Raw genomic sequence first — 15,781 nt, forward strand, 5'->3', positions numbered from 1 at the left:
ATCTCTTTGTGCGTACATTATGGACTCTCCTTTTAACACCATAGGCCTAATTGGCAAACCTAATCATCCGGGAGCAGCGGCTACTCTGCAGCGTTTACATACCTTTTTACTTGCGCTTGGCTTTGAGGTAATAGTAGAAAAACGCACAGGGAGTCAGTTAGACGATATTCCGCATGACAAACTTGTTAAGTTAGTCGACTTAGGTGAACAAGCCGATTTAGCCATTGTTGTAGGCGGTGACGGTAACATGCTTGGCGCAGCTCGCGTACTTGCGCGCTTTAACATTGCTGTAATTGGTGTAAATAGAGGCAACCTTGGCTTTTTAACTGATTTAAACCCCGAAGGGTTTGAAGCGAGCTTAGAGCAAGTACTCAGTGGTGAGTATCTTGAAGAAAAACGTTTTTTATTAGAAGTAGAAGTATATCGCCACAACGAATTAAAAAGTGCAAACTCAGCCGTTAACGAAGCGGTACTTCATGCCGATAAAGTAGCGCACATGATTGAATTTGAAGCTTTTATAAATAATGACTTTGTGTTTTCTCAGCGCTCCGATGGTTTAATAGTATCAACCCCGACAGGCTCTACGGCGTATTCACTTTCAGGTGGCGGTCCAATATTAACGCCAGAACTAAATGCTATATCGTTAGTACCTATGTTTCCTCATACCTTATCTAGCAGACCTTTAGTGGTAGATGCCGATAATGAAGTTCGTTTAAAGCTAAGCCTAGAAAATACAGATAGCCTACAGGTAAGCTGCGACAGCCACGTAGTGCTAGCCGTATTACCCGGCGATGAGGTAGTAATTAAAAAAGCCGATAAACAATTGCGCTTAATTCATCCAAAAAATTACTCTTACTACAACGTTTTACGTACAAAACTGAATTGGGGTAGTCGTTTGTACTAGGACCTGTTTATCTTTCGAGGTTAAATTTGCAGCTGTATATTTGGTATTTAGGCAAGGCAGAGCCTATGTAGTGTGGTTATTCCCCATAAATAGGCGATAACACAGCATAAAGGCCAAACATGCGCTGCCCTAAGGGTTCTTTCTAGGGGCGATTGACTCTTTGTTGTTCGGTTTTTACTTAGCCCACTAGGTTTCAAACCTCTCGCCGCGATTAAATCGCCCCTAGATTGAACAAATCTTAATCCTGAAAGGTCAACACGCCCTATTCTTATTGCCAAATTTGGTACTATAAAGCAAAATGGCGACTTAAAATAATAATCAACTAATTTAGGAACGAGTAGCAATGACTTATGTAGTATTCTTTGCTTTACTGCTATTAATTACACTTTTATACAGTTACCTCAAAATTGAGAGTAACCGTAAAAAAGCGATAGAAGCTAGAAAAAAGCTATTTAATGAACGTGTTTCGCATGTAAATACGCGCCTTAAAGCAAAGCTTAATGATCTACTTGATGCTAAAATAATTCGCCCAAAATACGTTCCTCGCATTCAAGCTATTGTAAATAATTTTTTTGTTGTTCAATCACATACAGACGAGAACTTGCAACAGCTTGAAGATACCGCCGACCTACTAATTAATACGTTGTCCAACGAGTTAATTAAAATCAATCAAACAAATATAATTCAACCATTGATTGATAATATACAGTACTTTGTATCTGAGTTGCCCCAGCAAGGCATTTTATACAATAAGAGTTTTTATATTAATACATTACCTCCCCTCATTGCTCTGCTTAAAACCGAAGAGAGTATACAACCTACTGATATTGTTGATGATCAAATTGATGCATCTTCCCAAACTTCCGATACACAGTTTACTCAAGATGTAAGTGTTGCTTAAATAATAAAAAATTAATTTGCAAAAAACCAAAACACTGTATAAATTAACAGTTAATTGACTGGATGGATAAACAGTATGTTAATTGGTTTAGAAGTTAAAAATTTTGCAATCGTAAGTAATTTAAGCACAGAATGGCGCAGCGGTATGACTGCGATCACAGGTGAGACAGGTGCTGGTAAATCTATTGCTATTGATGCCTTATCGCTATGCTTAGGTGAGCGCGCTGAAGCATCAGCAGTTCGCCCAAGCTCTGATAAAGCAGAAGTATGTGCACAATTTGACTTAACAGATCTACCGCTTGCTCAAGCATTTTTAGAGCAACATATGCTAAGCACTTCTGACAACGAGTGCTTATTACGTCGTGTTGTTTGTAAAAATGGCCGTAGTAAAAGCTATATTAATGGTAGTGCAGTTACCGCATCACAATTAAAAGAACTTGGTCAATATTTAATATCTATTCATGGACAACATGCCCACCAATATTTATTAAAAGCTGAGCATCAGTTACAGCTTTTAGATGCCTATGCAGGGCATCACCACTTAGTAAACTCAGTAAATAAAAACTATAAACAGTTTGCTAACTTACAAAAAGAATTTAAACACTTAGAACAACAACAGCAGCAACAAGCAGCGCAAAAACAATTGTTAGAGTATCAAGTTGCTGAGCTTGATGAATTTGCATTACAAGAAAATGAGTTTGATTTAATTGAGGCTGAGCATTACAAACTAAGCAATAGCCAAACAATATTAGAATCGTGCCAACGTGAGTTACAACACTTATATGAAAGTGATGAGCAAAACGCTTGCTCATTACTACAGCACAGCGCTCAACAATTTACCGAACTGGCTCAATATGACGAAAGTTTAGCAAGCGTAGCTGCTATGCTTAGCGAAGCCGCTGTACAAGTTGAAGAAGCAAGCCGCGAAGTGCGCAATTACACTGAGCAAGCAGATTTAGACCCGGCACGCTTAGTTGAAGTAGAAAATAGGCTAAGTGGAGCGATGGATTTAGCGCGTAAGCATCATATAAAACCACAGCAGTTAGTTGAGTTTCATCAATCGATTGCTCAAGAACTTGAGTCAATAAGTAATAATAGTAATCGTCTGGAGCAGCTTGAGTCAGAAATAGAAAGCGCGTTACTTAGTTACAAGCAAACTGCTGATGAATTAAGTAAAAGCCGCTGCGAGTATGCTAATACACTTAACACACTAATAAGTGAAAGCATGGCTAACTTATCAATGGAAAACGGTGTTTTTGAAATAGCCTTAACTCAAGAGAGTAATCGTACACCAAACAGCCTAGGCTTTGATAATGTCTCGTTTTTAGTATCAACTAATCCGGGACAACCACTTCAACCATTAGCTAAAGTAGCATCAGGTGGTGAGCTTTCTCGTATAAGTCTTGCTATACAGGTAATTATTGCCCAAAAAGTAACAACCCCAACGCTTATTTTTGATGAAGTTGATGTAGGTATTTCTGGCCCAACGGCATCTGCTGTAGGTAAGTTATTACGCCAATTAGGTAAATCAACTCAAGTAATTTGTGTTACTCATTTACCACAAGTTGCCAGTAGTGCACATCAGCAATTTTTTGTAGCTAAAGAAATAGCACAAGGCGAAACGTTTACTCATATGCTGCCTTTAAATAAAGATGGCCGTATTAATGAAATAGCCCGTTTACTTGGCGGCGATAACATAAGCAAAACAGCTAAAGCAAATGCTAAAGAACTAATAATGGCTCACGCCTAATGTGTTAGTAAATAACGTCTTCAAGGATTAAATAATGCACAGTACTTTAGTTGATTTTTGTATAATTTTAAGTTGGTTGTTATTAGTACTAAGCACCTGTTTAATTATATTTAGTAAATATAAACATACTTGTTTTAAACAACGTTTATTTAAGTTTTTAAATAGCTTTTTAGTTTTTCAACTAATCGTTGTGGCCTATTACTTTACTAGCGAAAAAATAAATGGACTAAGTGATTTAGGTGTTAGTTATTGGGTTTTAATTACAATGCAGATTGCGTGTATTGTAATATGCTACATGAGCTTAAAACGTAGAAAGGCTAAAATAAGGCCATCCCTTGATTCGTTTTCAATGGATTAAAGTAAATAAACATTTAAAAAGAGCACGTTCTGTTTTTACCTTGCTCTTTTGCTTTATAAAGTAGTTCATCAGCATGCTTAATATCTAGGTCAATTGAGCGTTCAGCGTTTGCAGCTGTGATGCCAATGCTTAGCGTTATATTTACACTATCTGAAAATAAGCTTACAGCTGAAGCTTTAAGGGCATTATGGATTTTTTCTGCAACGAGCTCGCCATCATCAACGGTTACATTTGGAATCACAATTAAAAACTCCTCACCGCCCCAACGTGAAGCAATCGCATTTTGCGGAATATTATTTTCAAATATTTTGGCTAAATGGATAAGAGCTTCATCGCCAAAATCATGGCCGAATTGATCATTAATTTTTTTAAAATTATCTACATCAGCTAATAATATTACAAACGGAATATTATTATTTTTAAGCTCATTTTTAAAAGCTATAAGCTTATTCATAGTGAAACGACGGTTTGGCAGATTAGTGAGTGGATCTATAGTTGCTAAAAATTCATTTTTTTGGCTTAAAGCAATTAATTTACTGCTGTATTTTTCTCTTGAAAATTCGTAATAACCACTCAGCGATGCAACAATTATAAAAGCGAGTATGATTCTGACTGGAAACTGCTCAGGATTGTAGTCATATATATTAAATGTATCAGCGCAATAGAAACCGAGAACAATTGCCGATAAAAATAAAACAATATCAAACGTCCCTCGTTTAAGCCCTCGAATTGAATAAGTAACAGGAGAAACTATAAATATCCATATAGGCCCTGTACCTTGTGCTCCTCCTGTAAGTACCAGATAAAACATAAGTGCATACAGGTTATATAAAATTACAGTTGCAGACTTCTCTACACCTCTACCTATATTAAACGCAGATAAGTAAACAAACGAAGAAACAACCAAAGTAAATGCTAATAAATAGCTGCTGTTAATAAATGCTAAGCTAGCCATCGAAAACGTTGCTATAAAGCCTATTGAGGAAAAGAACCGAACAATGAGCTTCCTTTCTAAATTGTTTGAATATTCGTACATAATTTCTATTTATTTATTAATGTATAAAAGCAAACTTATAGATATAAAGTAAGCAAACCGTAAACAGCGTGCAATAATGAACCTACTTTATATTTAAATCAACTATTAAGGTTAGTAATTAGCACTGACAATTGTGCACATATTTTTAGCCTCTTGCATTTATCTCAGGTAAGTACATTTTTACGATATTAAATTGCTTGGCACTAATACCATTTGCTAAATTATATAAGTACGCCCTTTTATTCCTGCAATAATCGAACTGACTGGTAGTCAAAAAATAATATAAACCTGCACAGTTAAAGATGGTAGTAACTATTCTATGAATTGTGCCTGGACCGAGTCAACAACACATTAATCAATAAAAGTGCCGCTACAAAAAATACACACACTATACAAATCCGCGATAATACTCAATCAATTTCAAGGATTGAGCTTGGCGCTAACTGCGTTAAAACTTTCGAGATACGACTGCATGAATACAAAGCAATGTAGAGGTAATTGCCGAGAACACCTAAGTAGCGAAACTTTAGCCTCATTATCGACATAATTTTGTTATCTCAAAATAGATCACTTAATTAAGCGAATTGGTATTAGAGTATATAAACGACATAGAAGAAAGAAGTGTCGATAACGTTTATATATATGAAACGAGTCCTGAAAGCCGCTTAGTAGATACCTAAAGAAATCGCATTTGGCTTATAAAGAACAACCCATAATGGCAAAGCAGTTTCTTTGAAAGTTACTATATAAGGTTTCTACATGAAGTTACTAACAAAAGGTGTTGTTCAAGAAAGCCATACAAAAGGTGGTATAAATATAGCCCCATTTGTCACTAATTATGTTGACATTACATTTGGATAAAACAAATAAAAAAGCAAGCCACTTGGCTTGCTTTAAATATCGTTATTTTAACACGAAAAATTAAACTTTTAAGTAATCCATAATACCTTCTGCAGCGTTACGTCCTTCAAAAATAGCAGTTACCACTAAATCTGAACCACGTACAATGTCGCCACCAGCAAATATTTTAGGGTTAGTAGTTTGATGTGTAAACTCACCTTGTTCTGGTGCGTTAATACCGCCCCAGTTGTTTATTTCTACATCGTATTTTTCTAACCAATCCATTTTGTGAGGCTGGAAACCAAACGCCATAATAACTTGATCAGCTTCAATAACATGTTCTGAACCAGGTACTTCTTCAGCACGGCTTCTGCCTTTTGCGTCAGGTTCACCTAATTTAGTTTTAACCATTTTAACGCCGGTCACTTTACCTTTATCGTTCAGTACAATGCCTTTAGGCTGAACGTTATACGTAAATATAACGCCTTCTTCTTTCGCGTTTTTAACTTCACGTTTAGAGCCTGGCATATTTTCTTTATCACGACGATAAGCACACGTTACTTTTGCAGCATTTTGTCGAATAGACGTACGCACACAGTCCATCGCTGTATCACCACCGCCAAGTACAACTACTTTTTGATTAGCCATATCAATACACGGTTGTTTTGTCTCGTCGTAGCCCATTACACGGTTCGTGTTACCAATCAAAAACGGCAATGCATCGTGAACACCCGCTGCATCTTCATTTTCAAGACCTGCACGCATACTCTGATACGTACCAACCCCTAAAAACACAGCGTCGTAATCAGCTAAAATTTGGTCAAGTGTAATATCAACACCTACTTCAACATTTAACTTAAATTCTACGCCCATTTCAGTGAAAATTTCACGGCGCTTTTGCATTACTGATTTTTCAAGTTTAAAAGAAGGAATACCAAATGTGAGTAGTCCACCTATTTCTGGGTGACGATCAAACACCACTGGTTTAACACCGTTACGCACTAAAATATCAGCACACCCTAAACCTGCAGGGCCCGCACCAATAATGGCTACTTTTTTGTCAGTCCATGTTACATAAGACATATCAGGCTTCCAGCCCATTTTAAATGCCTCATCAGTAATGTATTTTTCAATATTACCAATTGTAACCGCACCAAACTCTTCATCGAGCGTACACGAGCCTTCACACAAGCGGTCTTGTGGGCAAACACGCCCACAAACCTCTGGTAAGCTATTTGTACGATGAGAAAGCTCTGCCGCCTCTATAATACGGCCTGTGCGTATTAACTTTAGCCATTGTGGAATGTAGTTATGTACTGGACATTTCCACTCACAGTATGGGTTACCACAATCTAAACAACGGTCAGCTTGTGAGTTAACCTGATTCTCTGAAAAGGGTTCGTAAATTTCTACGAAAGATTTTTTACGTGACGAGATTGGTTTTTTGCGTGGGTCTACACGCTGCACGTCTATAAATTGATATACATTTTCGCTCATACTGCCCCCTTATTGCGCCTGAACACGTAGTTCGGCACTACTGCGAGCGCGATGCCCGAGTAAACTTTTTACGTCACTTGATATTGGTTTTACTAATTTGAACATCGGTAAGTACAATTCAAAGTTAGCCAAAATACTTTCTGCTCTGCACGAACCCGTAAGCTCTAAATGCTCAGCAATTAAGCCGCGTAAATGTTCTTGATGCGACGTTAATTCGTCTAGTGTTACTATTTCGACAAGCTCTGGATTAATGCGTTTTTCAAAATCATTTCGCTCATCTAAAATATAAGCAAAACCACCTGTCATACCCGCGCCAAAGTTAACGCCTACATTGCCCAGTACACATACAACGCCGCCCGTCATGTATTCACAACAGTTGTCACCTACACCTTCAACAACCGCTTGCACACCTGAGTTACGAACTGCAAAGCGCTCGCCTGCACAACCTGCAGCAAACAGTTTGCCGCCTGTTGCACCGTATAAACATGTGTTGCCTGCAATTGTGGCTTTGTGACTTTCGAACGACGAGCCAAGTGGTGGACGAATAACTAACTTGCCACCCGCCATGCCTTTACCTACGTAATCGTTTGCATCGCCAACCAGTGTCATTTCAAGGCCGCCGGCATTCCACACGCCAAATGATTGACCCGCAGTACCGTGTAGCTCAATTGCTACAGGATCTGCCGCCATTCCTTGGTTACCATATTTATCAGCAATATAGCCAGAAAGCATTGCACCTACCGATCTGTCGGTATTACAAATACGACTTACTAGTGAAATACCGCTTGAAGCATCAATTGCTTCTTGCGCCTTAGCAAGTAGGCTCTCATTAAGCTTGCCTAAATAATGTGAGCTATTAGGCGCACTACAATAAAGTGTTTCGCCAGTTGGGTTATTAGGCTGAGCAATTACTGAAGATAAATCAATTTTCTTCTGTTTTGCTGTTTTGCCTTCAATTGCTTCAAGCAAATCTAAACGACCGATTAAATCAGTTAAGTTTACAACACCCAAGCTAGCCATGATTTCACGTGCTTCTTGCGCTATAAACTTAAAGTAGTTCATCGCCATTTCTGGTAAGCCGTGGTAATGCTTTTGACGAAGTGTTTCGTCTTGTGTTGCAACACCGGTCGCACAGTTGTTTAAATGGCAAATTCGTAAGTATTTACAACCAAGCGCAACCATTGGGCCGGTACCAAAGCCAAAACTTTCTGCACCTAAAATGGCTGCTTTAATAATATCTAAACCCGTTTTTAAGCCACCATCTGTTTGCAAGCGAATACGATGACGCAGTCCATTTTCAACAAGAGCTTGCTGCGTTTCTGCAAGTCCTAGCTCCCATGGGCTACCTGCATATTTAACTGAAGTAAGTGGGCTTGCGCCTGTACCGCCGTCGTAGCCAGAAATAGTAATTAAATCGGCATACGCTTTAGCAACACCCGTTGCAATGGTTCCTACGCCTGGTTCTGAAACCAGTTTTACAGAAATAAGTGCTTTAGGGTTTACTTGTTTCAAATCGAAAATTAGCTGTGCTAAATCTTCAATTGAGTAAATATCGTGATGTGGTGGTGGCGAAATTAATGTAACACCTGGAACAGAATAACGAAGCTTAGCAATATACGGGGTTACTTTTTCACCCGGTAATTGACCGCCTTCACCTGGTTTTGCACCTTGCGCTACTTTAATTTGAATAACGTCAGCACTGCGTAAGTAATGCGGGGTTACGCCAAATCGACCTGAAGCGACTTGCTTAATACGCGAGTTTTTCTCGGTACCATAACGCAGCTTATCTTCACCGCCTTCACCAGAGTTTGAACAACCACCTAAGCGGTTCATTGCAATTGCTAGAGCCTCATGCGCTTCTGGCGATAATGCACCAATACTCATTGCTGCTGAATCGAAACGCTTGTATAGGTTTTCTGCAGGCTCTACATCATCGATGCTAATGCCTTGCTCTGGAATTTTAAGCGCAAGCATGTCACGTAAAGTGGCAATAGGGCGCGTATTAACAAGTTTTGCATATTCACTGTAATCACTATATTCACCAGAACGAACTGCTTTTTGCAGGGTTTGGATTACATCAGGATTATAAGCATGATACTCGCCGCCATGTACGTACTTAAACAAGCCGCCGTGGCTTAATAATTTACGCTTACTTAGAGCGAGTTTGTGTAAGCTTTGCTGATCGTCATCAAAGTCGGTAAAGCATGCGCCCTGTATGCGACTTGCCACACCTTTAAAGCACATTTGTACAATAGCGTCAGATAAACCAACCGCTTCAAACAACATTGAGCAGCGATATGACGCAACCGTACTTATGCCCATTTTAGACATGATTTTGTATAAGCCCTTGTTAATGGCTTTACGGTAAGCAAGAGTTACTTCGCAATACGACTTATTAATAATTTTGCTGTCGCTCATCGCAACTAACGATTCATACGCAAGGTATGGATAAATTGCCGTAGCACCAAAGCCTAATAACACAGCAAACTGATGCGCATCACGCACGCTACCGGTTTCAATGATAATGTTTGATTCACAGCGAAGATTGTTATCAACTAATCGTTTTTGTACCGCACCTACAGCCATAGCTGCTGGAATCGGCAAATTTGCTTCATCAAAGTTACGGTCAGTTAAAATAAGCATGATACAACCAGCGGCTGCTTTTTCTTGTGCTTGGTCACAAATACGCGTTACCGCATTTTCTAAACCTTCTTCAACTGTGTAGGTAATATCAATTTTACAGTAGCTGTAATGCGCTTCATCAGCATTTAATAGCTGCTGCATGTCTGCGTACATTAAAATTGGCGTATCAAACTGTAGGCGCTTAGCGTGGCCTGTTGTTTCGTTAAATACGTTTTGCTCACTACCAATACATGTCGCAAGCGACATTACATGATTTTCACGCAGTGGATCGATAGGTGGGTTTGTTACTTGCGCAAATTTTTGGCGGAAGTAATCATAAAGCGAACGATGCCCTTCACTAAGCACTGCAAATGGCGTGTCATCACCCATTGAGCCGGTTGCTTCTTGGCCGTTTTCACCCATTACACGAATAACACTATCAAGCTCTTCGTTGGTATAACCAAACATTTTTTGATATTTAGCTAGCGTTTCGTCATCAAATGAGCGATTACCCGCGTCTTGTTCCGTCAGCTCTTCAAATGGGACTAAACGCTTAACGTTCTCCTCAAGCCATGACTTGTAAGGATGGCGAGACTTTAAATCTTGATCGATTTCATCTGAGTGCCAAATTTTGCCAAGCTTAGTATCAATAACTAATAATTCACCTGGACCAACACGGCCTTTTTCAACTACTTCATCGGCAGTGTAATCCCAAATACCCACTTCTGATGCAAGCGTAATAAAGCCATCTTGTGTAATTACATAACGCGCTGGGCGAAGTCCATTACGGTCAAGGTTACAAGCCGCAAAACGACCATCCGACATAACAATACCTGCCGGGCCATCCCATGGTTCCATATGCATAGAGTTAAAGTCGTAAAATGCACGTAAATCGTCGTCCATTGCACGGTTTTTCTGCCATGCAGGTGGCACGAGCATACGCATAGCGCGGAATAAATCCATGCCACCAGCTAAAAATAGCTCAAGCATATTATCTAGGCTTGATGAATCAGAACCGGTTTCGTTTACAAACGGCGCTGCGCTTTGTAAATCAGGAATAAGCGGTGACGCAAACTTGTATGAACGTGCGCGTGCCCACTGGCGGTTACCTTCAATAGTATTAATTTCACCATTGTGTGCTAAATAGCGGAAAGGTTGAGCTAAAGGCCAACGCGGCTGAGTATTAGTAGAAAAGCGCTGATGGAAAACACAAATCGCACTCGTCATACGAATATCAGCTAAATCTAGGTAAAAATTTGGTAAATCTGCAGGCATCATTAAGCCTTTATAGATAGTTACCAAACCAGATAGACTTGCGATATAGAAAGCTTCGTCATCAACAATGCGCTTTTCAGCGCGGCGGCGTGCTACATATAAGCGACGCTCTAAGTCTTTAGAACGCCAACCTTCTGGCGCGCTAACAAAAATTTGTTCAAAACCTGGTAATTGCTGTACAGCAATAGGACCCAACATAGATGGGTCAGTTGGCACAACGCGCCAACCTAAAATATTTAACGTTTCTTTTTCTAATTCTTCGCTAAGTATTTGTTTTGCAGCTTGCGCTAAAACAGGGTCTGAATTTAAAAATATCATACCCACTGCGTAGTTTTTGCCTAAGTGCCAGTTATGTTCACTAGCAATAGCACGGAAAAAGCTATCTGGTTTTTGTAATAATAAACCACAGCCATCACCTGTTTTACCATCGGCAGATATACCACCACGGTGCTGCATGCGATCAAGCCCCGTAATAGCAGTACGAATAAGCCTATGACTAGCTTGACCATTAACTTGAGCTATTAAGCCAAAGCCACAATTTTCTTTTTCTAACTTTGAGTCGTATAACATAGACCCCTCCCCTTGCTGCACTGTTAGCGTGGATGAACTGCTCGACGATTTGCTAACAGACGGACAAAACTAGCCTCTATCTTAAATAGAGTCAATAGCACTTTGAATACATATTCACATTCTTGAATATTTCTCACTTCATAGCAAGATTTCTTTTTATCATTATTTTTAACATTTAGCGTTATTTTAACCACTATTTTTTCATGACACTGGTGTCAAGTTTAACATATTGTAAAAAACACGAGCCTTCAGCGCGCCAGCTTACGTAAACGTAAAGGTAACCGAAAGTGAATAAGTATTCAGCACTAGAGGGGCTATTCAGTTAACATTTAGATAGTTTTATGCTATTTCATTACTTTAATGGCTTAACATCCCCGATTATTGCTGCTCATTAGTATAGTTATGAAAGTTCATGTCATTTTTTGTACGTTAATAGTGAATTTTTATTTAAAACTATGTCCGATGCGGACACATAAACTGTCCGCGGACATGAATTTCAATAACAAAAAAATAAAATCACTTAAATATCAATAAGATAATAGTTGGCATATTAATCGTATAGCTTTATATATAATCGCTAATTGGAATTACTATGTTTACTCTAAGCTTATTTTTACTCTCTCCTATTGCCGCTATTTGCACAGCAGCTTTATTACTGCTGTGCGAAAAATACATAAAAGCAATTTAGGGGAAATTAAATGATTAAAGATACCAGCGCACAAGACATAAAAGTAAAGGCACCTATAAGCTATAAAAAATACGCGATAATCACTGCGATTGTTTTCATTGTGGTCTCTGCAATTGCTTATATTTTTTTAACGAGCCATAGCGCTAAAAGCTCTATTAGCCGCTCAAAAGTACAGATTGCAAAAGTACATGTTAAAGCGCTCATTCGAGACATTGCCGCCAGTGGTAAAATTGTTGCTGCTAATGCTCCTAAAATCTACAGTCCAGAACGGGGATTTATAGATTTAAAAGTAAAGGCCGGCGATACAGTAAAGCAAGGCAACACACTTGCCCTGCTGCAAAGCCCTGAGTTAACTAATGAATTAAAGCAACAGGAGTCTGTACTTAAAAGACTTGAAGGCGAGCAGCAAAGGCAGCATTTGCAAGCAAGACGCCAAACACTCACTTTAAATAAAACACTCGATATGGCAGAGGTTGAGCTTAACGCCGCTGAGCGCGAAAATCGTCGCGCACAGTTATCAATACAAAAGCACTTAATTAGCCAAATTGATCTAGAAAAAGCAGTTGATGATTTATCCCGAGCTAAGCTCTCCTATAAGCATGCGCAGCAAGAGGTATTGCTTGCCAAAGACACGCTCGCTTTTGAACTACAAGCTGCTAAAAGTGATGTGACCCGCCAACAACTTATTGTTGATGACTTAATCCGAAAAGTAAGCAACCTATCTATTAAGGCTACCGTTACAGGGATCGTGGGTAACCTATTAGTGCAACAAAAAGCCGCAGTGACGCAAAGCCAACCTCTTATGACTCTCGTCGACTTAAGTAATTTTGAAGCCGAACTCCAAGTTCCTGAAAGTTACGCAAACGAATTAGGGCTCGGTATGGAAGTAGAGCTTAAGTTAGGCAATGAAACAGTGATGGGGAATTTATCCGCCATATCACCAGAAGTTAATAATCGTGAAGTAACAGCACGCGTCCGGTTTAAAGGTGTTACTAACAACATTCGTCAGAACCAACGCTTAACTGCACGTATTTTACTCGACAACCGAGAAGGTGTAATGCAAGTAAAGCGTGGTGCATTTATGCAGCAAGGCGGAATTATAGCTTATAAAGTCGATGGCAATATCGCAAAGCGTATACCTATTACAATAGGCGCCACCAGCATTAATGCGGTTGAGCTTTTAAGTGGACTAAAAGAAAACGATGAAATTATTATTTCAAGCTACAGCGACTTTAAGCAAGCCAACACGATTTTATTAAATTAAACAGACGTTCTCAACCAACGCTAAAAATAATTAGGAACAACGATGTTACAAATGAACAATGTAAGTAAAGTATACCAAACAGAAATGGTACAAACCCATGCGCTTCGAGATTTTAATCTGCAAGTAAACGAAGGCGAATTTATTGCTGTTACTGGTCCTAGCGGCTCAGGAAAAACAACCTTTTTAAATATTGCAGGTATGCTCGAGCCTTTTAACGAAGGTGAATACCTGCTGGATGGCGTTAATGTTGGCAGCCTAAACGATAACCAACGTGCTGATTTACGTAATCAAAAAATTGGCTTTATATTCCAAGGCTTTAATTTGATCCCCGATTTAAATTTATATGAAAACATAGAAGTTCCTCTTCGCTACAGAGGGATTAAAGCAAATGAGCGAAAACGTCGAATTGAGCAATGCCTTGAACAAGTTGGCTTAGCATCTCGCGCTAAACACTTACCTCAACAACTCTCTGGTGGCCAGCAACAACGTGTGGCAATAGCCCGTGCGCTTGCTGGTGAACCTCGTTTTTTACTTGCCGATGAGCCAACAGGTAACCTTGACAGCTTAATGGCTCGCCAAGTTATGGAGTTACTTGAACAAATCAATCGCGACGGTGCCACTATTGTAATGGTAACTCATGATAGCGAATTAGCCCGCCGTGCTCCGCGTAATATTCAAGTAGTTGATGGACAACTTGCCGACTTTACGCTTTATCAGGGCGCGCAAACTATAAAAACAGCATCGGGGGTTTAACTAATGTTTATTCATTATTTAGATTTAAGTTGGCGCAGCTTCAAGCGCACCCCATTGGTTAGCTTTTTAATGGTACTTGCCATTGCGATAGGTATAGGCATAACAATGACCAGCCTTAGTGTTTATCACATGATGTCGGCCGATCCTATTCCAGAAAAAAGCAGCCAACTTTACAGTGTGCAATTACAAACAATGGACGATGGTAGTACGTGGTGGACAGAAGATAACATGCCACTGCAATTGACCTATCAAGATGCAGAGAACTTATTAAACGCACCCACGTCAGAGAAAAAAGTGGCTATGATGCGTACCGGCTTTTCAGTTTATTTAGACTCCGACAAAATAAAACCTTTTATAGGTAATGCTCGCATGACAACGCCTGACTTTTTTAGCATGTTTAATTTGTCATTTCTATACGGAGGGGCTTGGAGCAAAGAGCAAGAAAACTCAGCCGCACCTGTGGTTGTTATTACCCAAGAGATAAACGATAAACTATTTGCAGGACAAAACTCCGTCGGAGAACTGATTTACTTAGATGATGCAAGCTATCAAGTAGTTGGTGTTATTAACCATTGGCCTCTCAATATTAAATATTATGATTTAAATAACGGTGCATTTAATCAAGTAGAAGAATTATTTATGCCCTTTAGCTTAATAAAGGCAAAAGAGCTCGTAAGTTGGGGCAATAGCAATGGATGGAAACACGAAAACACACCAACCTTTGCAGATAAACTGCAATCTGAGCAAGTATGGATCCAGTTTTGGGCAGAGCTAAATACGCTTGAACAAAAACAAGCCTATCAAAATTACTTATTAGCCTATATGCAAGAACAACAAAAACGTGGTCGATTTAATCGTAAAGAACTTGAGTATAAACTTCGCGATGTAAACCAATGGATGCAATACAACAACGTCGTCACCGAAGACAATAAAATTTTAGTGGGCCTGAGCTTTATGTTCTTAGGTGTCTGCTTAGCCAATATTTTAGGTTTACTTTTAGCCAAGTTTTTACGCAGAGCGCCAGAAGTAGGTGTAAGACGCGCATTAGGCGCTAGTAAAAGGCAAATATTTTTACAGCACTTAGTTGAGGTCGCCATGCTTGGCTTTATAGGTGGCATGCTAGGAATTGTACTAGCACAACTTGGCTTAATGGGCGTAGTGCAAAGCTACGACTACTATGAAAACTTAGCAACAATGGATTTGACCATGCTATTGAGCGCCCCATTGATTGCAATTACAACCTGCATTTTGGCTGGTTTGTACCCAGCTTGGTTAGTGTGTAAAACCAATCCTGCTATTTATCTTAAGAGCCAATAAGGAATTT

The 15,781-nt window shown here is 39.3% G+C and carries 9 protein-coding genes; 6 read left to right on the top strand and 3 right to left on the bottom strand.

The window, feature by feature from the left end; all coding sequences use genetic code 11:
* Positions 1 to 19: 19 nt before the first annotated feature.
* The 3 genes from nadK (at position 20) to recN (ending at position 3,554) form a co-directional block, all read left to right on the top strand.
* Positions 20 to 904: an NAD(+) kinase gene (nadK, locus tag I6F48_RS03905; protein ID WP_004335384.1), complete on the top strand. Its 885-nt coding sequence runs from the start codon at positions 20 to 22 to the stop codon at positions 902 to 904.
* A 343-nt stretch (positions 905 to 1,247) separates the two neighbouring features.
* Complete coding sequence (locus tag I6F48_RS03910; protein WP_007584558.1) at positions 1,248 to 1,805, top strand: hypothetical protein; 558 nt, start codon at positions 1,248 to 1,250, stop codon at positions 1,803 to 1,805.
* Positions 1,806 to 1,880: 75 nt separating this feature from the next.
* Entirely contained in the window at positions 1,881 to 3,554 is a 1,674-nt protein-coding gene (gene recN / locus I6F48_RS03915; RefSeq protein WP_007584560.1) for a DNA repair protein RecN, read from the top strand.
* A gap of 371 nt (positions 3,555 to 3,925) precedes the next feature.
* Here recN and I6F48_RS03920 read toward each other — a convergent pair whose 3' ends face one another.
* The 3 genes from I6F48_RS03920 to gltB form a co-directional block, all read right to left on the bottom strand.
* Positions 3,926 to 4,948 (bottom strand): GGDEF domain-containing protein, encoded by a 1,023-nt coding sequence (locus tag I6F48_RS03920; RefSeq protein WP_331458730.1) that lies wholly within the window; start codon positions 4,946 to 4,948, stop codon positions 3,926 to 3,928.
* Between the two features lie 921 nt (positions 4,949 to 5,869).
* Complete coding sequence (locus tag I6F48_RS03925) at positions 5,870 to 7,285, bottom strand: FAD-dependent oxidoreductase (protein WP_007584567.1); 1,416 nt, start codon at positions 7,283 to 7,285, stop codon at positions 5,870 to 5,872.
* A gap of 9 nt (positions 7,286 to 7,294) precedes the next feature.
* On the bottom strand, positions 7,295 to 11,752 hold the full coding sequence (gltB, locus tag I6F48_RS03930) for a glutamate synthase large subunit (RefSeq protein WP_007584569.1): 4,458 nt from the start codon (positions 11,750 to 11,752) through the stop codon (positions 7,295 to 7,297).
* 698 nt (positions 11,753 to 12,450) lie between these two features.
* Here gltB and I6F48_RS03935 point away from each other — a divergent pair.
* The 3 genes from I6F48_RS03935 to I6F48_RS03945 are packed head-to-tail and all read left to right on the top strand — an operon-like array spanning position 12,451 to position 15,774.
* The gene (locus tag I6F48_RS03935) at positions 12,451 to 13,704 is read left to right on the top strand and encodes an efflux RND transporter periplasmic adaptor subunit (protein ID WP_197118869.1); all 1,254 of its coding nucleotides are present in this window, start codon (positions 12,451 to 12,453) and stop codon (positions 13,702 to 13,704) included.
* Between the two features lie 42 nt (positions 13,705 to 13,746).
* On the top strand, positions 13,747 to 14,457 hold the full coding sequence (locus tag I6F48_RS03940) for an ABC transporter ATP-binding protein (protein ID WP_004335374.1): 711 nt from the start codon (positions 13,747 to 13,749) through the stop codon (positions 14,455 to 14,457).
* A gap of 3 nt (positions 14,458 to 14,460) precedes the next feature.
* The gene (locus I6F48_RS03945) at positions 14,461 to 15,774 is read left to right on the top strand and encodes an ABC transporter permease (protein ID WP_165740303.1); all 1,314 of its coding nucleotides are present in this window, start codon (positions 14,461 to 14,463) and stop codon (positions 15,772 to 15,774) included.
* The last annotated feature ends 7 nt before the right edge of the window (positions 15,775 to 15,781 follow it).

Source organism: Pseudoalteromonas sp. SWYJ118 (assembly GCF_015864505.1).
GTDB lineage: Bacteria > Pseudomonadota > Gammaproteobacteria > Enterobacterales > Alteromonadaceae > Pseudoalteromonas > Pseudoalteromonas arctica.